This window comes from Rugamonas rivuli (assembly GCF_009380165.1).
Taxonomy (GTDB): domain Bacteria; phylum Pseudomonadota; class Gammaproteobacteria; order Burkholderiales; family Burkholderiaceae_D; genus Rugamonas; species Rugamonas rivuli.
In genome coordinates this window covers 1,003,890-1,024,485 of the sequence record NZ_WHUF01000003.1, presented here as the reverse complement: position 1 = coordinate 1,024,485, position 20,596 = coordinate 1,003,890, and the positions used below count along the sequence as shown (strand labels likewise).

At 62.6% G+C, this 20,596-nt stretch carries 17 protein-coding genes and 2 rRNA genes; 13 read left to right on the top strand and 6 right to left on the bottom strand.

The annotated features are described in order from the left end of the window. The 4 genes from GEV01_RS15040 to GEV01_RS15025 all read left to right on the top strand — a co-directional run. Positions 1–102, top strand: a 23S ribosomal RNA gene (locus GEV01_RS15040); the annotation flags it as partial. A gap of 128 nt (positions 103–230) precedes the next feature. Then, positions 231–343, top strand: a 5S ribosomal RNA gene (gene rrf, locus GEV01_RS15035). A gap of 99 nt (positions 344–442) precedes the next feature. Continuing rightward, positions 443–2,395 carry a serine hydrolase domain-containing protein gene (locus GEV01_RS15030; RefSeq protein WP_235914360.1) on the top strand — a complete coding sequence of 651 codons (1,953 nt, stop codon included), beginning with the start codon at positions 443–445 and terminating at the stop codon, positions 2,393–2,395. Between the two features lie 127 nt (positions 2,396–2,522). Then, complete coding sequence (locus GEV01_RS15025; protein ID WP_235914359.1) at positions 2,523–6,389, top strand: sensor histidine kinase; 3,867 nt, start codon at positions 2,523–2,525, stop codon at positions 6,387–6,389. An 8-nt stretch (positions 6,390–6,397) separates the two neighbouring features. Here GEV01_RS15025 and GEV01_RS15020 read toward each other — a convergent pair whose 3' ends face one another. The 4 genes from GEV01_RS15020 to GEV01_RS15005 form a co-directional block, all read right to left on the bottom strand. Beyond that, on the bottom strand, positions 6,398–6,739 hold the full coding sequence (locus tag GEV01_RS15020; RefSeq protein WP_152805576.1) for a DUF1840 domain-containing protein: 342 nt from the start codon (positions 6,737–6,739) through the stop codon (positions 6,398–6,400). A gap of 145 nt (positions 6,740–6,884) precedes the next feature. Beyond that, positions 6,885–7,391, bottom strand: coding sequence for a hypothetical protein (locus GEV01_RS15015; protein ID WP_152805573.1), 507 nt, complete (start codon positions 7,389–7,391; stop codon positions 6,885–6,887). Next, positions 7,391–9,097: a M1 family metallopeptidase gene (locus GEV01_RS15010; protein WP_152805569.1), complete on the bottom strand. Its 1,707-nt coding sequence runs from the start codon at positions 9,095–9,097 to the stop codon at positions 7,391–7,393. The genes GEV01_RS15015 and GEV01_RS15010 overlap by 1 nt, the downstream gene beginning before the upstream one ends. Positions 9,098–9,237: 140 nt before the next feature. Continuing rightward, positions 9,238–9,687: an ester cyclase gene (locus GEV01_RS15005; RefSeq protein WP_152805566.1), complete on the bottom strand. Its 450-nt coding sequence runs from the start codon at positions 9,685–9,687 to the stop codon at positions 9,238–9,240. Between the two features lie 142 nt (positions 9,688–9,829). Here GEV01_RS15005 and GEV01_RS15000 point away from each other — a divergent pair, with 142 nt between their 5' ends. Beyond that, positions 9,830–10,687, top strand: coding sequence for a hypothetical protein (locus tag GEV01_RS15000; RefSeq protein ID WP_152805563.1), 858 nt, complete (start codon positions 9,830–9,832; stop codon positions 10,685–10,687). Between the two features lie 22 nt (positions 10,688–10,709). Here GEV01_RS15000 and GEV01_RS14995 read toward each other — a convergent pair whose 3' ends face one another. Both GEV01_RS14995 and GEV01_RS14990 read right to left on the bottom strand, forming a co-directional pair. Further along, complete coding sequence (locus GEV01_RS14995) at positions 10,710–12,221, bottom strand: YifB family Mg chelatase-like AAA ATPase (protein ID WP_152805560.1); 1,512 nt, start codon at positions 12,219–12,221, stop codon at positions 10,710–10,712. Positions 12,222–12,317: 96 nt separating this feature from the next. Beyond that, positions 12,318–12,557 (bottom strand): accessory factor UbiK family protein, encoded by a 240-nt coding sequence (locus tag GEV01_RS14990; protein ID WP_008444917.1) that lies wholly within the window; start codon positions 12,555–12,557, stop codon positions 12,318–12,320. Between the two features lie 278 nt (positions 12,558–12,835). Between GEV01_RS14990 and GEV01_RS14985 the strand changes: the two genes are divergently transcribed. From GEV01_RS14985 to ptsP, 8 genes are all read left to right on the top strand, one after another. After that, positions 12,836–13,600 (top strand): TorF family putative porin, encoded by a 765-nt coding sequence (locus tag GEV01_RS14985; RefSeq protein WP_152805557.1) that lies wholly within the window; start codon positions 12,836–12,838, stop codon positions 13,598–13,600. An 11-nt stretch (positions 13,601–13,611) separates the two neighbouring features. Further along, a complete protein-coding gene (locus tag GEV01_RS14980) occupies positions 13,612–13,950 on the top strand; it encodes a P-II family nitrogen regulator (RefSeq protein WP_008444920.1) in 339 nt (112 codons plus the stop codon). An 11-nt stretch (positions 13,951–13,961) separates the two neighbouring features. Next, positions 13,962–15,536 (top strand): ammonium transporter, encoded by a 1,575-nt coding sequence (locus tag GEV01_RS14975; RefSeq protein ID WP_152805554.1) that lies wholly within the window; start codon positions 13,962–13,964, stop codon positions 15,534–15,536. A 147-nt stretch (positions 15,537–15,683) separates the two neighbouring features. Further along, a complete protein-coding gene (gshA, locus tag GEV01_RS14970) occupies positions 15,684–16,985 on the top strand; it encodes a glutamate--cysteine ligase (RefSeq protein WP_152805551.1) in 1,302 nt (433 codons plus the stop codon). An 85-nt stretch (positions 16,986–17,070) separates the two neighbouring features. Further along, complete coding sequence (gshB, locus tag GEV01_RS14965; RefSeq protein WP_152805548.1) at positions 17,071–18,018, top strand: glutathione synthase; 948 nt, start codon at positions 17,071–17,073, stop codon at positions 18,016–18,018. Between the two features lie 60 nt (positions 18,019–18,078). After that, the gene (locus GEV01_RS14960; RefSeq protein WP_008444928.1) at positions 18,079–18,486 is read left to right on the top strand and encodes a PTS sugar transporter subunit IIA; all 408 of its coding nucleotides are present in this window, start codon (positions 18,079–18,081) and stop codon (positions 18,484–18,486) included. Positions 18,487–18,537: 51 nt separating this feature from the next. Beyond that, positions 18,538–18,807, top strand: coding sequence for an HPr family phosphocarrier protein (locus GEV01_RS14955; RefSeq protein WP_008444930.1), 270 nt, complete (start codon positions 18,538–18,540; stop codon positions 18,805–18,807). 44 nt (positions 18,808–18,851) lie between these two features. Continuing rightward, the gene (gene ptsP / locus GEV01_RS14950; protein ID WP_152805545.1) at positions 18,852–20,594 is read left to right on the top strand and encodes a phosphoenolpyruvate--protein phosphotransferase; all 1,743 of its coding nucleotides are present in this window, start codon (positions 18,852–18,854) and stop codon (positions 20,592–20,594) included. Positions 20,595–20,596: the final 2 nt, after the last annotated feature.

The window sequence follows — 20,596 nt, the reverse complement described above, 5'->3', positions numbered from 1 at the left end:
TCTTTGAAGGGTCGTTCGAGACCAGGACGTTGATAGGTCAGGTGTGGAAGTGCAGTAATGCATTAAGCTAACTGATACTAATTGCCCGTACGGCTTGTCCCTATAACCTTAGCAGGTTATGGTGAATGAGAAGTACGTTGAAACGTTCGTTGATACAACTTCATTACCCCATTTACTTACTGATTCCAGATTCGGAGCGCCGCTGAAAGCGTCGCTCGTACAAGTCAATGCCTGATGACCATAGCAAGTTGGTCCCACCCCTTCCCATCCCGAACAGGACCGTGAAACAACTCTGCGCCGATGATAGTGCTGCAACCAGTGTGAAAGTAGGTTATCGTCAGGCTAGTTATATGAAAAAGCCCACCAAGTGATCTTGGTGGGCTTTTTTTCGTCCCAATGGATGCTAATATGGCAATTTCTCACTTGCCTATTGGAGCATCACATGTCGCTTCCTTCGCTGATCGCTGTGGCTGTCGCACTGGCGTTGACCTCGTCCGCTTACGGACAGAAACTCGAAGCCGATACGCCACTGGTGGCCGGCGTATCCAAGATCACCGGCGCGCGCGACTGGAGCGCCCGCCAGGAAGCGGGCATGATCGTGCTGGAGGCGCCCGAAGGCGATACGCGCCTGGTGATGGTCGAAGTCGCAGCGGCCGATGCGGCAGCGGCCACGGCGGCGGCATGGATACGCTATCAGCCCAACTTCAAGCGCACCATCAAACTGGTGACGGTGGAACAGGCCATCAACGGCTGGCAGGAGCACAAAGCGACCTCCTATGAAACCTCTCCCAGCGAAAAGGCGGTGATCTATGCCGAAGCCTTCCGCGATGGCGACAACTGGACCGTACTGCTGCTCGACGGCAGCGAGCAGACCGTAGGCAAGCGCGATGCCGCCCTCGACCTTGCGCAGCAAAGCCTGCGTCCCAAGAACTATGTGCCGGAATCGTTCGCCGGCCGCACGGCCCACCCGCTGGACCGTGAACGTCAGCAGCAGATGCATGCCTTCCTGCAGGAAGCGATGAAGACGCTCGGCGTGCCCGGCCTGTCCTATGCGTTGCTGGACCACGGCAAGATCGTCTTCGAAGGCGGCCTCGGCGTGCGCGAGCTGGGCAAGCCGGCTCCGGTCGATGCCGATACCTTGTTCATGGCCGCGTCCAACACCAAGGGGATGAGCACGCTGATGCTGTCCACGCTGGTCGATGAAGGCAAGCTGAAATGGGACCAGCCGGTAACGGAAGTCTATCCCGCGTTCAAACTGGGCAGCGCCGAGACCACGAAAAAGGTGCAGGTCAAACATCTGGTCTGCGCTTGCACCGGCCTGCCGCGCCAGGATCTGGAGTGGATCTTCGAATTCAAGAACGCCACGCCGGAAACCTCGCTGCAACTGCTGGCCACCAATAGTCCGACCAGCGGCTTCGGCGAGGTCTACCAGTACAACAACCTGATGGCCTCGGCCGCAGGCTATATCGGCGGCCACATCGCGTATCCGAACCTGCCGCTGGGCGCGGCATACGACGAGGCGATGCAGACGCGCTTGTTCACGCCGCTGGGCATGCACCACACCACCTTCGACATGGCGCGCGCGCTGCGCTCCAACCACGCCAGCCCGCACGCCTACAACCTCGACGGCAAAGTCGAAGTCCTGCCGATGAGTTTTAATTACTCAGTGGTGCCGCACCGACCTGCGGGCGGCGTATGGACTTCGGCACACGACTTGATACGCTATGTCCAGCTCGAAGCCAATCTCGGCAAACTCCCTGACGGCAAACAGCTGGTGTCCGCCGACGCCTTGCTGGCGCGTCGCCAGCCGCAAGTGGCCGCCGGCGAAAACCGCAGCTACGGCATGGGACTGTCGCTGGAGACGGCATGGGGCGTGCCGGTCGTTTATCACGGCGGCAGCATGTTCGGCTACAAGAGCGACATCTACCTGATTCCCGGCGAGGGCACAGGCGCGGTGATACTGACCAACTCCGACCAGGGACGCATGCTGCTGCGCCCCATGCTGCGGCGTTTGATGGAAATCCTGTACGACGGCAAGCCGGAGGCGCTGGCTTCCGTGCACAACGCGGCCGAACGCGGAGCGGCCGAGCGCAAGGAGGAGCGCCGTTCGACCTCGCTGCCGCCGGATGCACGTGCCGTCAAGGGACTGGCCCAGCATTACCGCAGCGCCGAGCTGGGCGACCTGACCGTACGCCGCCACGGCAAGCAGCTGATGTTGGATTTTGGCGAATGGCAAACCGCGGCCGGCACGCACAAGAACGAGGACGGCAGCATGTCCTTCATGACCAGCTCCGCCGCCTTCTCCGGCCTGGAGCTGGTGGTCGGCAGCCGGTCCGGCAAGCGAACGTTGACCACACGCGACGGTCAGCATGAATATATCTTTACTGAACGTTAGCAGAGGTCAGCCCCATCGGTGAATTCATGGGGTTTTTTGCTGTTGTGCATTAGAATGGGTCGCATCTCGGAGACGCTGCCCTATGTCTGGTTACGCAACACGTTCAGTCTATTTATGCGGCTTGCTCTTGCTGGCGTTGCTGTCCATCGCGCGCGCCGCACCGCTCAGCCTGCGATTCGAACACCTCGGCGTCGAACAGGGATTGACGCAGGAATCGGTAACGGCCGTGCTGCAGGACCGCCACGGCTATATGTGGCTGGGCACGCAGGCCGGCCTGAGCCGTTACGACGGCTACCGCATGACCGCGTTCAAGAACGATCCCGCCAACTCCCGCAGCCTGCTCGACAACTATGTGCACGCGCTGTACGAAGACAGCAACGGCAACATCTGGATCGGCAGCAAGGGCGGGCTGGACCGCTACGATCCCGCCACGCTGTCCTTCGTGCACCAGCTCAGCCGGAGCGGCAACCTGACCGTGTTCAGCATCGTCGGCGATGGCCAGCAGGGGCTGTGGCTGTCCACCAGCGACGGCTTGCAGCATCTCGATATCGCCAGCGGCCAGGTGAAGACCTTGCGCCATGCGGCGGCCGATGCCGACAGCATCAGCGACGACCGCGTCAGCGCGCTGGCGCGCGACAAGTCCGGCAATCTGTGGGTAGGCACGGCCAGCGGCCTGGAGATGCTGGTGGCCGGAGGCCGCAAGTTCCGCCATCTGAATCCGCTGGGCGGCTCGGCGCCGGCCAACAATATCCAGTCGCTGTCGATAGGCGCGGATGGCGTGGTCTGGGCGGGCACCATGAACGGCTTGCAGGCCTGGCGCCCGGGCGTCGACGGCGCCGAGCGCATCGCGCTGGAAGCGGCCGATGACTTGCGCGACCAGCGCATCACCGCGCTGCTGCACGACAGCGACGGCGTGCTGTGGGCCGGCAGCTTTGCCGACGGCTTGAAGCGGCGCGATCCAGTCTCGCGGCACTTCTACACCTACCGTCATAACAGCCAGGACCGCCACGGCGTCGGCGACAACCAGATCAGCGCGCTCTACCAGGACCGTACCGGCACGCTGTGGGTCGGCAACTGGTACACCGGCCTCGACTGGGTGGACCTGACCAGCGGCGGCTTCGAGCGCTACACCGAATATCCGGGCGTGATGCCCAGCATCAGCAACAACAAGGTGCGCGTGATCACCGGCGCCGGGCCCAACAAGTACTGGCTGGGCACCGGCAATGGCTTGACGCTGCTCGACAGCGTCAGCGGCGCAACCGAAGTCTGGCGCCACAACGAGCGCGATCCGTCCAGCCTGCCTGGCGACCAGATCCAGGCGCTGCAGACCGACAAGCGCGGCCGCCTGTGGGTCGGCAGCTCGACCGGCCTGGCCTGGCGCGATGCGGCCGGCGGCCCGTTCACGCGTTTCGTGCTGGACCCCGAGCCCGCTGCGGCGACGATACAGCGGATACTGGTCGAGCGCGCCGGCGCCATCTGGGTGGCGTCTAGGGCCGGCCTGCACCGCATCGATCCGCAAACCAGCGCGGTCCACACCTGGCGCCACGACGCGGCCGACCCCGACAGCCTGGACGGCCGCATCTACTCGCTGATGGAGGACCGCCAGGGCGTGCTGTGGGTGGGCACCGAAAACGGCCTCGACCGTTTCGACCGCGCCACCGGCAAGTTCCGCCACTATCGCCACACGCCGGGCAAGGAGGATAGCCTCAGCCACAAGCGCGTGCACTACACCTACGAAGACGACAAGGGCCGCCTGTGGATAGGCACGGCAGCCGGCCTGTGCCGCGCCGAACAGGGCGCCGACGGCGAACTGCATTTCCGCTTTATCCCAACCAGCGCGGCCCACGCACCGGATCCGATCGGCGCCATCATCAGCGACGAGCAGGGACGGTTGTGGATCAGCAGCACCTCCGGCCTGACGATGCTCAGTCCCGACACCGGGGCGTTCAAGGAATACACCTCGCGCGACGGCCTGATCGACGGCTCCTACTTCATCGGCTCCGGCTACAAGGCGGCCGACGGCACGCTGTTCTTTGGCGGCCTGTCCGGCCTGACGGCGTTCCAGCCCTCGCGCATCCACGACAACCCGCATGCGCCACCGGTATCGATCACCGACTTTTCCATCTTCAACCAGTCCATCCTGACCGGCGAGCCGCGCAGCGATGTGCTGGCCAAGGGGCCGATCTACGAAGCGAAGACGCTCAAGCTCAGCTATCGCGATGCCGTGTTCTCGTTCGAATTCGCCGGCCTGCACTACGCCGACCCGGTGCGCAACCGCTTTGCCTATCAGCTGGAGGGCTTCGATCCGCAGTGGGTGACGGCGGACGCCGGCAAGCGCTTCGCCACCTACACCAACCTCGATCCCGGCCGCTACGTCTTCCGCGTCAAGGCCGCCAACAAGGACGGCGTCTGGAGCAGCGAGCCGGTGGCGATGGAAGTGATCATCGCGCCGCCGTTGTGGAAGACCTGGTGGTTCCGGCTGCTGGTGCTGATCCTGGCGCTGGGCAGCGCCTACCTGCTGTTCCGCATCCGCATCCGCATGCTGGTGCGCCAGAAGCATGCGCTGGAGGCGGAAGTCGGCAGCCGCACGCGCGAGCTGGTGCAGCAGAAGGAGTCGATAGAACGGCAGAAGCGCGAAGTCGAGCGGCAGAAGGAAAGCGTGGAGCTGGCCCACCGGAATATTTCGCTGCTGTCGGACATCGGCCGCCGCATCACGGCCAACCTCGACAGCGAAGCCATCATGTCGATGCTGTACCAGCAGGTGCATGCGCTGATGGACGCCAGCGTGTTTGGCATCGGCATCTACCGGCCCAAGGAAGAGTTGATCGAGTACCCGTTCGCGATGGAGAAGGGCAAGCGCTACGCGCCCTACACCCGCAGCATGCGCGAGCCCAACCAGCTGGCGGTGTGGTGCATCACCCATGCGCAGGAAGTGTTCATCAACGACCTGGAGCAGGAATACCCGCGCTACATCGAACACCTGGAACTGGTGTCCGGTGCCGACGACATGGGCACGCTGGAAGACGGCTCGCTGCCGACCGAGCCGCGCTCGCTGATCTACGTGCCGATCTCGGTGGCCGGCCAGGTGCGCGGCGTGATCACGGTGCACAGCTACCGCGCCCACGCCTACCAGCGCATCGACCTCGACATGCTGACCACGCTGGCTTCCTACGTGGCGGTGGCGTTCGCCAACGCCGATTCCTACCGGCAGTTGCGCGACACCCAGCAGCAATTGGTGGAGCGCGAGAAGCTGGCGGCGCTGGGCTCGCTGGTGGCCGGCGTCGCGCACGAGCTGAACACGCCGATCGGCAACAGCCTGGTGATCGCCAGCACGCTGGAGGACAAGACGGCCGAGATCGAACTGCGCCAGGAGCAGAACCAGCTGCGCCGTTCCGATTTGAAGAACTTCATCGATGCCGCGCGCGAAGCGTCGACGCTGCTGATGCGCAGCCTGCACAATGCGGCCGAACTGGTGAACAGTTTCAAGCAGGTAGCGGTGGACCAGGCCAGCGCCAAGCGGCGCCATTTCAATCTGCACCAGGCCAGCCAGGAAATCGTCACGACGATGAAGAACCAGATCCGCAAGGCGGGCCATCAGGTGGAGCTGGAAATGCCGGACGATATACAGATGGACAGCTTCCCCGGCCCGTACGGCCAGGTCATCATCAACCTGATCAACAACGCGCTGCTGCATGCGTTCGAGGGCCGCAGCGGCGGCGTCATCAAGATGTGGGCGGTGCGGCTGGGATCGGAGCAGGTGAGGATCGTGTTCCAGGATGACGGCAGGGGTATCCAGACCGAGCATCAGGCGCGCATTTTCGACCCCTTCTTCACCACCAAGCTGGGGCAGGGCGGCAACGGCCTGGGCCTGAGCATCACCTACAACATCGTCACCTCGCTGCTGGACGGCAGCATACGTGTCGACAGTGCGATCGATGTAGGGACGCGTTTCACGATAGATCTCCCGCTCAAGGTTTCATTGGCGGGAGATTAGGGCGCTTCTTAGACGCCCCAGATGATGCTCTCGTTTTCCTGCTTGGCCGAGCGCAGCATTTCCAGCAGCGGGAAGGCGCGGGCGGCAAAGCCTACGCGCTGCATGACCGCGTGCTCGACCGTTTCGCCGTCTTCCTTCTCGTGGGCATGGATGTCGTGCTCGACATCGCTTTCCGGGTGCAACTTGCTCTCGGCGACCTCGTGTTCGAGCACCGACAGGGCGCGCGCCGCTTCCTCAGCCGTGATGACGCCGCGCGTAGGATTTTTGTGGAGCAGGTCCAGGATGCGCTGGGCATGTTCCTGATACATCAGGACTTCGGGACTGGATTTCGATTTAAAGGCGATTAACATAGAGAGAGCTTTCTTAGTCTTGTGGTGGAACGGTACGTCGTAGTAGTGACATTAGGCTATTGGTAGAACTTTACAAGAGGTACACCCCTCTGTCTGAGCGGTAGCGCACATCGAATTAAGCACTTTCTAAGCCAGAACCGGTGTTTCAGTTCAATTTGAAGGAACTGAGGTAGGTCTCCACCGTGTCCGGCACGATATTCTTGTCCCTGCCCATGACGATGACCTGGTAAATCCGCTTGTCCCGGGCGATGAAATGGCCGATCAGGCGCATCGCTTCACCGTTCTGGCTGCCCTTGGCCTCGACGTCGAGGGTGGACTGCCTGCCGTCGGTGGCCGCTTTATTGCTGGTGACGGTGGCGCCGATATTGCCGACCAGCGCGGTCTTCATGGCCTCTATCGCCGCCGGACCCTGCGCCGCCTCCGCGACCTGGGCGCTGCCGACCGCGAAGATGACGCCGTTCACTTCGGCCGCCGTCATTGTCATATTAACCGACACGGTATCGAGCTGGATGCTGCGGGTCTGGCTGGCCGGCTTGCCGGGGAAGAGCACGGCGTACGGGGCGTCGTTGCTGCGGTAGTCGCGCCAATCGTATTGCGGGCTGCAGGCCGACAGCGCGGCGGCCAGCAGCAGCGCCAGGGAGATTTTCTTCATCAGGACTTGGCTTTCTTCTTGCGTTGTTCTTCCTGCTGCTTCCATTCATCGATATGGGCTTGCTGGCGCAGCACGCGGGAGTTCGGATCGATAGTGTATAGCGCTTGCGGCGGCAGCGTCAGTTCGCCCCGGCCGTCGGTCATCGCCAGCTTCTCGATGCGGTTGTTGACCCGTACTTCGATCGGCATCGGGAAGGCGCCGCCATCCTTCAGCTTCCAGCTCAGCTTGAGCTGGTTGCCGTGGCGTTCCTCGACCAGCTCCGGCAGCGCCGCGTGGTACAGGTAGGCGTCGAAGAACCAGCCCAGGTCGCGGCCGCCGGCCTCGTTGGCGATGGCGATGAATTCCCTGGTGCTGCTGTAGCGCGGTTCGAAGTTGCCCGGCTTCGGCGTGTCGGTGCCGTAGACCATGCGGCGCGTGGCGCGGAAGAAAGCGTCGTCGCCGATCAGGTTGCGCAGCGTGTGCAGGATCAGCGAGCCCTTGGTGTAGATGTCGTTGCCGGGGCCGCCGCGCGCGTCCTGGTAGACATCTTCGATGCGCTTCGATTTGCCGCTGACGACAGGCACCTTGTTCAACAGCGACTTGCGCTGGGTGAACAGCTCGGCCTGGAACTCGCGCTCGCCGCGCAGTTGCTCCAGGTACAGCGGCTGCATATAGCTGCCGAAGCCCTCGTGCAACCACATGTCGTCCCAGTCGGCGTTGGTCATCTGGTTGCCGAACCATTCGTGCGACAGCTCGTGGTGCAGCAGCCAGTCGTAGCCGAGCGGCGACTTGGCATAGCCGTTGCCGTAGGCGTTGATGGTCTGGTGCTCCATGCCCAGGTGCGGGGTTTCAACCACGCCCATTTTCTCGTCGCCGAACGGGTAGGGGCCGATGCGGGCCTCGAAGAAATCCAGCATCGGCGCGAACTCGGCGAACAGGCCGTTGGCCTGTTTGTCGTGGCCCTTCAGGTACCACATGCGCAGCGGGATCTTGTTGCCGTAGCGGCTGTCGTAGTCGCCGGACAGCATTTCGTAGGGGCCGATGTTCAGGGCCACGCCGTAGGTGCTGGGGTTCTTCGCGCGCCAGTTGTAGGTGCGCCAGCCATCCTTTTCTTCCATGCCGAGGGCGACGCCGTTGCCGGCCACCACCAGCGGCGACGGCACGCTGATGTGCAGGTCGATCAGTTTCGGCTTGCCTTGCGGATGGTCGATGCAGGGCCAGAACAGGTCGCAGCCTTCGCCTTCGACGGTGGTGGTAATCCACGGCTGGCCGTCCGCCGTTTTGCTCCACATGAAGGCGCCGTCCCACGGCGCGTGCGAGGCCACGTGCGGCACGCCGTGGTAGCGGATGCGCACGGTGGTGCGGGCGCCCGCTTGTAGCGGCGTCGGCAAGGTCAGGTAGAGGCGGCCGTCCGGGTTGCTGATCGCCGACGGCGCCAGCTGCACGCCGTCCACGCTGGCGAAATCGACGGGCAGGTTGCGGTCCAGTTCGACGGCGATGCGGGTCAGCGGGGCGCTGGCAAGGAAGGTCAGCGCGGCGTCGCCGCTGATGCTGTGGCTGGCGGGATCGACGCGCAGCGCCAGGTCGGCTTTTTCAAACGTGACCGCCAGTTGTTCCGGCGCGCGTGGGCTGCCGGAGTTGGCGGTGAAGTCGGTCAGCGGAACTTGAGTGGCGGCGCAGCCTGCCAGCAGTGCGCTGGCGGCGAGGTAGAGGGGCAAGCGTGTCATCGATTTCCCGTGGTTGTAAGGGCATCGATCAATATAGCAGCAAGGCTAGCGAAGAGGTGACGCTTAGTGCCGGGATCGGCAGAATTTAGAACGGGCGGCGGCGGACGCTTGCCTGCATCCGCCGCCGCTGGCCCGCGCGATCAAGCCTTGCGGATCAGGCCCAGTTGCTGCAGCGCCGTGACGCCGTCGTCCAGGCCCAGTTCTTCGACGATCTTGCCGTCCTTGAGGCGCAGCACCGTGGTGCCGGTGAAGCGCATTTTCCTGCCGGTTTCAGCCGGCAGTGCGCCGATCAGGAAGTCGTCGAAGGCGGGACCGGTGTGGGTGCCGCCGCCGATCCAGCGGCCGACGACGTAGTCGCCTTCCGCGATCAGATCGGCGGCGCCGGCGAACGACAGGTCGGGGAAGGCGGCGCGGAAGTCGCCCATGAAGGCTTTGATGTCTTCGCGGCCCCGGCGCGGTTCGTGCAGCGAATATTGCAGCAGCATGTCGGGCGATGCCAGGTCGTCGACGACGGCCGGGTTGTAGTTGTCGCCCCAGAATTCGGTGAACCAGCGACCGACGATGGCTTTATTGGTTTCGGCTGTAGACATGATGGATTCCTTAAATGATCGGGTTGGGATGTGGAGTGCTTTCAAGTTCTCCAAGGCCAACGATATCGAAGCGCCATGGAGCGCGAACTCCGTTTCTTGCGCCCGACTGCATCGGCGCGGCATCGGCTTCGCATGAAGGATCGTGGATGCTGCCGAAACATCGCTATGGGTACTGGCCTTGGATGCGGACTCGTGGTTATCATGTGCACCGTCGCAGCCTTCTGCTGCTTTAAAAATTAACGGAACCGCCTTGAAATGTTCTCACTGTGGATCGTCCAATACGATCCGTGCACACTTGATTCCCAGAGTACTGGCTAAAGAAGTCCAGGTTGGCCATGCCCATGCCGTGACCAAGGCTGATGGCGCGATTTCTCAGATCAGCCAGTCCGGCATATTTGACCCGGACATTTTATGCGGTCCTTGCGATGAAAAACTCGGATTGCTGGAGGAAAAGGCCGCACAGCTGTTCACCGCTGTTCGCAACCAGGCACAGGGTCTTCGCGAGGGGGCGATAGTCAAACTCCCACGGCAGGACGATGATTTGTTGCGGTTCTACGCGGCGTTGTTGTGGAAGTATTCGATTACACGCCCGGAATTCGGACGTGTCGAGCTCGGTAAATTTCAGGAGCCGTTGCGGGCTGTCAGTTTCGGCTCCGACGCCATTCCCGAGTTTTTGGATGTTGCACTGTTTCGCCTGCGGCTCGACATCAACGACACTGGCGTATTCGCCTATCGCGCGCCGTCCCCGGACCGTAAACTCGGAATTAATTTATATCGTATTCTGGTCGGCGGCGTGCTTGCTCTTGTCAAGGTCGATCGGCGGCCATGGGGGGATAGGCTCACCAGCGAGTTGGGGGTGCGAGGGCGGGGCGAAGTCCGAGCGGCGGTTGCGGCGGCTAAAGAATTCGAGGAATTCAAGATGGCGCAGAAGCTCGCCCACACCAAGCCTAAAGTCTCCAGCTTCCTCGACAAGCAAGACAACGTGGCTTTGAATACATAGCTGTCTTGGTGTTAGCGCCCCATCAGCGCTTGCGCAGCGCCTGCCGGTACTGAATGGCTTCGCTGACGTGCGCCAGGAGGATGCGCTCGCTGCCTGCCAGGTCGGCGATGGTGCGGGCTACGCGCAGGATGCGGTGGTAGGCGCGGCCGGACCATTGGAAGTGTTGCATGCTCTGTTTCAGCTGCGCCTTGCCGGGGCGGTCGGGCTTGCAATACTGGTCGATCTCGCGCGTGCTCAGGTATTGGTTGCGCTTGCCCTGGCGTTGCAGCTGGATGTCGGTGGCGGCCTGCACGCGGGCGGCGATGGTGCGCGACGATTCGCCGTCGGCATCCGCCGCCAGGATCTCAGGATCGACCGCCGCCACTTCCATCTGGATGTCGATGCGGTCCAGCAGCGGACCGGAGACGCGGCCCTGGTAGCGCTGAATCAAGTCAGGCGAACAGTGGCAGAGGCCGCTGGTGTGGCCCAGGTAGCCGCAAGGGCAGGGGTTCATCGCTGCTATCAATTGGAAATGCGCGGGAAAGTCGGCCTGCCTGGCGGCGCGTGAAATGGTGATGCGCCCCGATTCCATCGGCTCGCGCAGCACGTCCAGCACGCTGCGCGCGAACTCGGGCAGCTCATCCAAAAAAAGCACGCCCCTATGCGCCAGCGAAATCTCTCCCGGCCTCGGCACGCTGCCGCCACCCACCAGCGCCACGCCCGATGAAGTGTGGTGCGGCGAGCGGAAGGGGCGGCGCTTCCAGTGCTCGATGCGGAAGTTGCCCGTCAGCGATTGCACGGCGGCGGCCTCCAATGCTTCCTCGTCGGTCATCTCCGGCAGCAGGCCGGCGAAGCGCGCCGCCAGCATGGTCTTGCCGGCGCCCGGCGGACCGACCAGCAAAATCGAGTGGTTGCCTGCGGCCGCCACCTCCAGTGCCCGCTTGACGAAGACCTGTCCCTTGACGTCGGCAAAGTCGGGATACTCCAGCTGCGCCACCAGCGGCGCCGATTCATGGCGCGACAGCATGGACTCGACCGACTTGGCGGCGAAGTGGCCGCACACCTGCAATAGCGATTGCGCCGGATAGATGGCGGCGTTGCCGACCAGCGCCGCCTCGTCGGCGTTGGCCAGCGGCAGGATGAAGGCCAGCGTGCCGCCGTCGCGGCGCGTGGCCAGCGACATCGCCAGCGCACCGCGTATCGGCCGCAACTCGCCGGACAGCGACAGCTCGCCGGCAAACTCGTATTGATGCAAGCGGGAGGAGGGGATTTGTTTGGACGCAGCCAGGATGCCGAGCGCGATCGGCAAGTCGAACCTGCCCGATTCTTTCGGCAAGTCGGCGGGGGCGAGATTGACGGTGATGCGCTGTGCGGGGAATTCGAAACCGCCGTTCTGGATGGCGGCGCGGACGCGGTCCTTGGCTTCCTTGACCTCGGTGTCGGCGAGCCCGACGATGGTGAAGGCCGGCAGCCCGTTGGCCAGATGCACTTCGACGCTGACTTCCTGCGCCTCCATGCCCGCCAGGGCGCGGCTTTTGAGTACGGCTAGGCTCATGGGATAGCAGACGACCAGTGAATACCAGCCGCCAGCGTAGCCCACGCCCGCCGCCGTGCTTTGCGCTAGCCCAAACGGGCGGGCGCCGGCACGGGTTTATTGACCTGCTTTGGCTTCCAGTTCAGCCAGACGCGCTTCCAGCGCTTCCAGCTTGGCGCGGGTCTTGGCCAGCACTTGCGCCTGCACATCGAATTCCTCGCGCGTCACCAGGTCCAGCTTGGCAAAACCCTGCGTCATCATGGACTTCACGTTCTTCTCGATGTCCTTTGCTGGTGAGTTTTCGATGGCCTGATTGATCTTGCTTTGCAAGTCGTTGAAAAAAGTGTTCATATCCATAATATTCCTTGATCTAACCAGCGATGCACTGCACCATTGCAGTGCACCCCGGCGTTAATGTGGTGCGAAATTCTGAAACATCACCGCCGCACCCATCCCATTCTCACACTCTTTCAAATGCGGTCCCGTTGCCGATGTTGATACGGCAGCTATCACCTCGGCAACATTAGCTGGCACGCATTCTGCTAAAGAAGCCATGAACGCTTTCATTGCTTCGCTTCACACAGGATTTTAAACCGCAACTGCTAAATAAGTTCAACTACACAAGGAAAACAACTATGAAAAGCTTGAGCAAGAACTTCACCCTGGTCGCAGCGTTGACTTTAGCATTCGCCTCCATCAGCGCCGGCATGGCGCACGCCGAGGAAGCGACACCCGCTGCCGAGGCGAAACCCGACAATGAAGTCAGCTTCAACGCGGCCATTGTCAGCGACTACCGTTACCGCGGCATATCGCAAACCCGTCTGAAACCTGCACTGCAGGGCGGCGCGGACTATACCAATAATCCGACCGGCTTGTATGCCGGTACCTGGCTGTCCACCATCAAGTGGACCAAGGACGCGGGCGGCGATGGCGATGTCGAATGGGATCTGTACGCCGGCAAACGCGGCGAGATCGTCAAGGACGTGTCCTATGACGTCGGCGGCCTCTACTACTTCTATCCTTCGAACGGCCTGCACCCGAGCGCCAATACCTTCGAATTGTACGGCCAGGTTTCCTACGGCCCTGTCTCGCTGAAATACTCGCAGTCGACGACCAATCTGTTCGGCTTTGCCGACAGCAAGAACAGCGGCTATGTCGATGCCTCGGGCAACTTCGAGCTGACCGACGGCTATGTGCTGAACGTGCACGCAGGCCACCAGAACGTAAAACATAACGGCGCTTCCAGCTACACCGATTACAAGCTGGGCGTTACCAAAGATTTCGGCGTAGTGACGGTGGCATTGGCGGCGGTCTATGCCGACACGAAAGCCTACGTCGGACCTGATGGAAAGAACCTGGCTAAAACAGGTGCTGTCCTGACCATTTCCAAAACCTTCTAAGCGAGGCCAGTATGAAAATGATTACCGCCATTATCAAGCCGTTCAAGCTCGATGAGGTCCGCGAGGCCCTCTCGGCGATCAACGTGCAAGGCATCACCGTGACCGAGGTGAAAGGCTTCGGCCGTCAGAAAGGTCACACCGAACTGTACCGCGGCGCGGAATACGTCGTGGACTTCCTGCCGAAGACCAAGATCGAAGCGGCGGTGGACGATTCCATCGTCGAGCAGGCGATCGAAGCGATCGAAGGCGCTGCCCGCACCGGCAAGATCGGTGACGGCAAGATCTTCGTGTACAACCTGGAACAAGTCATCCGCATCCGTACCGGCGAAACCGGCAACGAAGCTCTTTAAGGGGAAGATTGATGAAAAAAACTATAACAACGTTGCTGGCTGGGGTATCCATCCTGTTCGCACTCGCCGCGCCGGTGGTTGCCCAGGAGGCCAAGCCGGCAGCCTCGGCGCCGGTTGCTTCGGCGCCCGCACCCGCTGCATCCGCTCCGGCCGCTTCCGCGCCTGACGCCGCACCCGCCGCTCCGGCGGCCGCGCCAGCCGCTGCTCCGGCCGCCGCCGCGCCGGCAGAAGCTGCTCCAGCCGCCGCACCCGCTCCCGTGCCCAACAAAGGCGACACCGCCTGGATGATGGTGTCGACCATCCTGGTCATCATGATGTCGATTCCCGGCCTGGCGCTGTTCTACGGCGGCCTGGTCCGTTCCAAGAACATGCTGTCCATCCTGCTGCAAGTGTTCACCATCTTCGCGCTGATCATCGTGCTGTGGTGCGTGTACGGTTACTCGCTGGCCTTCACCGAAGGCAACGCCTTCATCGGTGGCGGCGACCGCACCTTCCTGCGCGGCATCTGGGATCCGGTCAAAGCCACCTTCTCGACCGCCGCCACCTTCAGCAAGGGCGTGGTGATTCCCGAGTTCGTGTACGTGGTGTTCCAGGCGACCTTCGCCGCCATCACCTGCGGCCTGATCGTCGGCTCCTTCGCCGAGCGCGCGAAGTTCACCGCCGTGCTGGCCTTCGTCGTGCTGTGGTTCACCTTCGCCTACCTGCCTATCGCCCACATGGTCTGGTTCTGGACCGGTCCGGACGCGATCAAGGATGCCGCCACCCTGGCAGCTGAAACCGCCAAAGCCGGCTGGCTGTGGCAAAAAGGCGCGCTGGACTTCGCCGGCGGCACCGTGGTGCACATCAACGCCGCAGTTGCCGGCCTGGTAGGCGCCTACATGATGGGCAAACGCGTCGGCTACGGCCGCGAATCCATGGCGCCGCACTCGCTGACCATGACCATGATCGGCGCTTCGCTGCTGTGGGTGGGCTGGTTCGGTTTCAATGCCGGTTCGGCACTGGAAGCGGGCGACGTCGCCGCACTGGCCTTCGTCAATACGCTGCTGGCTACCGCTTGCGCCACCATGTCCTGGTTGCTGGGCGAGTGGATTGTCAAAGGCAAGCCTTCGATGCTGGGCGCCGCTTCGGGTGCTGTTGCCGGCCTGGTGGCCATCACCCCGGCCTGCGGTTATGTCGGTCCGATGGGCGCGCTGGTCATCGGCCTGCTGGCTGGCGTTATCTGCCTGTGGGGCGTGAACGGCCTGAAACGCCTGTTGGGCGCTGACGACTCGCTGGACGTGTTCGGCGTGCACGGCGTCGGCGGTATCCTGGGCGCGCTGCTGACCGGTGTGTTCGCTTCGCCATCGCTGGGAGGCCAGGGCATCTTCGACTACGTGACCAACAAAATGTCGGCCGATCCTTACTCGATCGTCACCCAGGTAACGACCCAGGCTACCGCCGTCGGCACCACCGTGCTCTGGTCGGCCGTCGTGTCGCTGGTCGCCTACAAGCTGGTCGACATCGTCATCGGTCTGCGCGTGCCGGAAGAAGAAGAGCGCGAAGGCCTGGACATCACCAGCCATGGCGAGTCCGCTTACCACGCTTGATGCTTTATTGGTAACGTAATGCCGCCCGTTGCTACGGGCAAAGAAAGAAGCGCCTCCAAAAGAGGCGCTTTTTTCATTTCCTGCCTTTAAAATACAGTTTTCGCCCTGATTTGGGCTATCTGCACGGTAATAGCTAAGGAAGTAACCATGGTTCCCCATCTCGTCACGGCCCTGACCGGACCGCTGCTCGACCTCGAAGAAAAAATTCTGGCCGCAACGCCGGCCATTGAGCGCTGGTTCCGCCTGGAGTGGCAAGAGCACACGCCGCCGTTCTATTGTTCCGTCGACATGCGCAACGCCGGCTACAAGCTGGCGCCGGTCGATACCAATCTGTTCCCGGGCGGCTTCAACCACCTGGCGACGGAAATGCTGCCGCTGTCGGTGCAGGCGGCCATGGCGGCCATCGACAAATACTGCCCGGACGCACGCAACCTGCTGCTGATCCCGGAAGTGCAACAGCGCCATCCGACCTACTGGCAGAACGTCGCCCGGCTGATGCAGATCTTCCGCCAGACCGGCCTGCATGTACGCCTGGGCTCGCTGTCGCCGGAAATCACCCAGCCGACGCCGCTGGCGCTGCCTGACGGCAATATGCTGGTGGTCGAGCCGCTGGTGCGTTCGGCCAACGGCCGCCGCGTGGGCCTAAAGGATTTCGATCCGTGCACGATTCTGCTGAACAACGACCTGTCGGCCGGCATTCCTGACATTTTGCAGAACATCCACGAGCAAAGCCTGCTGCCGCCGCTGCATGCCGGCTGGGCCGTGCGCCGCAAGGGCAATCACATGAACGCCTACGACGAGGTGGTCAAGAAGTTCGGCAAGCTGATCGGCGTCGATCCGTGGATGCTCAACCCTTTCCACGCCAAGTGCGACGCCGTCAACTTCCGCACCGGCGAGGGCTATGATTGCCTGGCCGCCAATATCGACGCGCTGCTGTCCAAGATCAAGAAGAAATACAAGGAATACGGCATCAAGGACCAGAAGCCGTTCGTGATCGTCAAGCCGGACGCCGGGACCTACGGCACCAGCATCCTGACCATCAAGGATTCCAGCGAAATCAAGGACTTGAGCCAGGCCCAGCGCGACAAGATGATCGTCGTCAAGGATGGCAAGGAAGTGACCGACTTCATCATCCAGGAGGGCGTGCCGACCTTCGAGAGCATCAAGGATGCGGTGGCCGAACCGGTGGTCTACATGATAGACCGCTACGTGGTGGGCGGCTTCTACCGCGTGCACGCGGAAAAGGGCATCGACCAGAACCTCAACGCGCCCGGTTCGCAATACGTGCCGCTGGCCTTCGCCCAGCAGCACGCGGTGCCGGATTTGAAGGCCAAGCCGGGAACGGCGGCGCCGAACCGTTTCTACGTCTACGGCGTGGTGGCGCGGCTGGCCCTGCTGGCGGCGTCGCTGGAAATGGAACGCACCGATCCCAATCCGGAAGTCTACTAAGCCTCACGGGAGCGGCCTGGTCCGCTCACCGGTGCCGCCGGCGAATCTCGGCTAAAATCAGGCATTACCCAGAATGGATGCGCCCATGAAAATAGCTTTCCTCGCCGATCCCTTGTCCAGCTTCAAGACCTACAAGGATTCGACCTACGCCATGATGGTGGAAGCGGCCAAGCGCGGCCACACCGTCTACGCCTTCGAGCAAAAAGACATGGCGCTGGACAGCGGCGTGGTCTACGCCAACGCGGCCGAAATCACCATCACCGGCGACAGCCACGACTGGTACCGCGCGGCGCCGGCGCAGGAAACCAATCTGGGCGAGTTCGACGCCATCATCCAGCGCAAGGATCCGCCGTTCGACATGGAGTACATCTACGGCACCTACCTGCTGGAGCTGGCCGAAAAGCAGGGCGCCAAGGTGTTCAACAAACCGTCCGCGATCCGCGACCACAACGAAAAGCTGTCGATCGCCCAGTTCAGCCAGTTCACCTCGCCGACGCTGGTGACGGCCGACGAAGCGCGCATCCGCGCCTTCCAGAAGCACCATGGCGACATCATCCTCAAGCCGCTGGACGGCATGGGCGGCGCCGGCGTGTTCCGCGTGACGGCCGACGGCATGAACCTGGGCTCCATCATCGAAACGCTGACCTACAACGGCGCCCGCACCATCATGGTGCAGCGCTACATTCCCGAGATCGTCAAGGGCGACAAGCGCATCCTGGTGATCGCCGGCAAGCCGGTGCCGTACTCGCTGGCGCGCATCCCGCAGAATGGCGAAGTGCGCGGCAATCTGGCGGCCGGCGGCGTCGGCGTGGCGCAGCCGCTGACCGAGCGCGACTATGAAATCGCCAATACCCTGGGCCCGATACTGGCCGCCCGCGGCCTGTTGCTGGTAGGATTAGATGTTATTGGCGATTGCTTAACAGAAGTCAACGTCACCAGTCCTACCTGCTTCCAGGAAATCACCCAGCAAACGGGCTTCCAGGTGGCGGCGATGTTCATCGACGCCGTCGAAGCAGCCGTGCAGGCACAATAACGCATCATTAACACGCGCCGGACGCCAAAAAACGTCCGCGCTCACTGGCGGTTTAAGAATATGGTTGGCATACTGCTTATGACGCACGCACCACTGGGACAGGCCTTCATTGCCGCCTGCGCCCATGTGTTCCGTGGTCCCACCGAGCGGCTGGAGGCGATCGACGTGATCGCCGACCAGGACCTCGGCGAAGTCCAGGCTCTGGCGGCGGCGGCGATCCAGCGTCTCGACGAAGGCGACGGTGTGCTGGTCATCACCGACGTCAAAGGCGGCACGCCCGCCAATTGCTGTAACCGTCTGGCGGACGCCGGCCGGGTGGAGGTTATCGCGGGCATCAGTTTGCCGATGCTGCTGCGCGCCATCACCTATCGCCGCGATACGCTGGACGTGGTGGTCGAAATGGCCCTGGCCGGCGCGCAGAGTGGGGCAGTGCGCGTCGATAACCGCATCCGGGTCGGGCAACCCTGACTCCGGACTTTATTTTTTGCAGTGCGCATTTCTGATTGAGACAAAAGAAAAATGATTCAACAAGAACTTGAGATTATCAACAAGCTTGGTTTGCATGCGCGTGCCTCCGCCAAATTCACCCAACTGGCAGCAAAATTTCAAAGCGACGTCTGGCTGACCCGCAACGCGCGCCGCATCAACGCCAAGTCCATCATGGGCGTGATGATGCTGGCCGCCGGCAAGGGCGCCAAAGTCACGCTGGAAGCCGACGGCGCCGATGAAGGCGATTGCATCGCCGCGCTGACGGCACTGGTCAACGACAAGTTCGGCGAAGGCGAGTAATGCCTGCGGAACGCAGCCGCCCACGTACCCCCACAGGTCCGCCTATGGCTTCCTTCACCTTGCATGGCATCCCGGTTTCGCGCGGCATCGCCATCGGCCGCGCCCACAAGCTGGCGCCGGCGGCGCTGGACGTCAAGCACTACCTGGTGGCGGAGGAGCATCTGGAAGCCGAAGTATCGCGCCTGCAGCAGGCGCTGGCCCAGGTGCACAAGGAACTGCAAACGCTGTGGAACGAACTGCCGAAGGATGCGCCGACCGAACTGGGCGCCTTCATCGACGTCCACGCACTGATCCTGTCCGACCCGATGATCTCGGAAGCGCCGCTGGACATCATCCGCGCCCGCCACTACAACGCCGAGTGGGCGCTGCTGACCCAGATCGACGAGCTGTCGGCGCAGTTCGACGAAATCGAAGACCCCTATCTGCGCGAGCGCAAGGCCGACATCCAGCAGGTCGCCGAGCGCGTGCTGAAGGTCTTGATGGGCACCGCCCAGATCCTGCCGGCCACCGCCGGCGAGGACGGCTTCCAGGCGCAGATGATCATCGTCGCCCACGACATCTCGCCGGCCGACATGCTGCAATTCCGCGACCGTTCCTTCATCGGCTTCGTCACCGACGTCGGCGGCCAGAACTCGCACACGGCCATCGTCGCCCGCAGCCTGGACATCCCTGCGGCGGTCGGCATGTCCGGCGCCTCGACCCTGATCGAGCAGGACGACTGGCTGATCATCGACGGCGACGCCGGCGTGGTGATCGCCAACCCGAGCGCGCTGGTGCTGGAGCAGTACCGCGAACGCCAGGGCGCCGCCGCCCGCGCGCGCAAGAAGCTCAATAAACTCAAGAAGACGCCGGCCATCACCAAGGACGGCGTCGAGATCCAGCTGATGGCCAACATCGAACTGCCGGACGATTGCCCGGCCGCGATGGAGGCGGGCGCCAACGGCGTCGGCCTGTTCCGCTCCGAGTTCCTGTTCATGGGCCGTAACAGCAAGATCCCGTCCGAGGACGAGCAGTTCGAACAATACAAGAAGGCCGTGGTGGCGATGAAGGGCCGCCCGGTGACGATACGCACGCTCGACATCGGCGCCGACAAGCCGCTCGACCAGAGCGAGCACACGGCGCTCAATCCGGCGCTGGGCCTGCGGGCGATCCGCTACTGCCTGGCCGAGCCGCAGATCTTCCTGACGCAGCTGCGCGCCATCCTGCGCGCCTCGGTGTTCGGCAAGGTGCGCATCCTGATCCCGATGCTGGCGCATGCCTTCGAGATCGACCAGTCGCTGGCCATGATCGCCCAGGCCAAGGCCGAGCTGCGCGAGCAGAACGTCAAGTTCGACGACGATGTCGACGTCGGCGCCATGATCGAAATCCCGGCCGCCGCGCTGGCGCTGCCGATGTTCGTCAAGCGCATGGACTTCCTGTCCATCGGCACCAATGACCTGATCCAGTACACGCTGGCGATCGACCGGGTTGATTATGAGGTCGCACACCTTTACAATCCGCTGCATCCGGCTGTGCTGCAATTGATCTCGATGACGATTGCGGCCGGGCATAAAGCCGGGATCGACGTGGCCGTGTGCGGCGAAATGGCGGGCGACGTCAAGCTCACCCGCCTGCTGCTCGGCATGGGGTTGCGCGAATTCTCGATGCACCCGGCACAGCTGCTGTCGGTCAAGCAGGAAATCCTGAACAGCGACCTTGCGCGCATCATGCCGCAAACCCGCAAGATCATGCGCTCGATGGAACCCAACGTAATTGCAGACGCGGTCGAACAATTGCAGTTGATGTAGCA

Bases quoted from the DNA above. Each gene is read 5' to 3' on its own strand.
- GEV01_RS14985 (WP_152805557.1), top strand. From the start codon at position 12,836: ATGAAAAGCTTGAGCAAGAACTTCACCCTGGTCGCAGCGTTGACTTTA.
- GEV01_RS15020 (WP_152805576.1), bottom strand. From the start codon at position 6,739: ATGTTAATCGCCTTTAAATCGAAATCCAGTCCCGAAGTCCTGATGTAT.
- ptsP (WP_152805545.1), top strand. From the start codon at position 18,852: ATGGCTTCCTTCACCTTGCATGGCATCCCGGTTTCGCGCGGCATCGCC.
- GEV01_RS15030 (WP_235914360.1), top strand. From the start codon at position 443: ATGTCGCTTCCTTCGCTGATCGCTGTGGCTGTCGCACTGGCGTTGACC.
- GEV01_RS14955 (WP_008444930.1), top strand. From the start codon at position 18,538: ATGATTCAACAAGAACTTGAGATTATCAACAAGCTTGGTTTGCATGCG.
- GEV01_RS15005 (WP_152805566.1), bottom strand. From the start codon at position 9,687: ATGTCTACAGCCGAAACCAATAAAGCCATCGTCGGTCGCTGGTTCACC.
- GEV01_RS14980 (WP_008444920.1), top strand. From the start codon at position 13,612: ATGAAAATGATTACCGCCATTATCAAGCCGTTCAAGCTCGATGAGGTC.
- gshB (WP_152805548.1), top strand. From the start codon at position 17,071: ATGAAAATAGCTTTCCTCGCCGATCCCTTGTCCAGCTTCAAGACCTAC.
- GEV01_RS14990 (WP_008444917.1), bottom strand. From the start codon at position 12,557: ATGGATATGAACACTTTTTTCAACGACTTGCAAAGCAAGATCAATCAG.
- GEV01_RS15010 (WP_152805569.1), bottom strand. From the start codon at position 9,097: ATGACACGCTTGCCCCTCTACCTCGCCGCCAGCGCACTGCTGGCAGGC.
- gshA (WP_152805551.1), top strand. From the start codon at position 15,684: ATGGTTCCCCATCTCGTCACGGCCCTGACCGGACCGCTGCTCGACCTC.
- GEV01_RS14995 (WP_152805560.1), bottom strand. From the start codon at position 12,221: ATGAGCCTAGCCGTACTCAAAAGCCGCGCCCTGGCGGGCATGGAGGCG.
- GEV01_RS14975 (WP_152805554.1), top strand. From the start codon at position 13,962: ATGAAAAAAACTATAACAACGTTGCTGGCTGGGGTATCCATCCTGTTC.
- GEV01_RS14960 (WP_008444928.1), top strand. From the start codon at position 18,079: ATGGTTGGCATACTGCTTATGACGCACGCACCACTGGGACAGGCCTTC.
- GEV01_RS15015 (WP_152805573.1), bottom strand. From the start codon at position 7,391: ATGAAGAAAATCTCCCTGGCGCTGCTGCTGGCCGCCGCGCTGTCGGCC.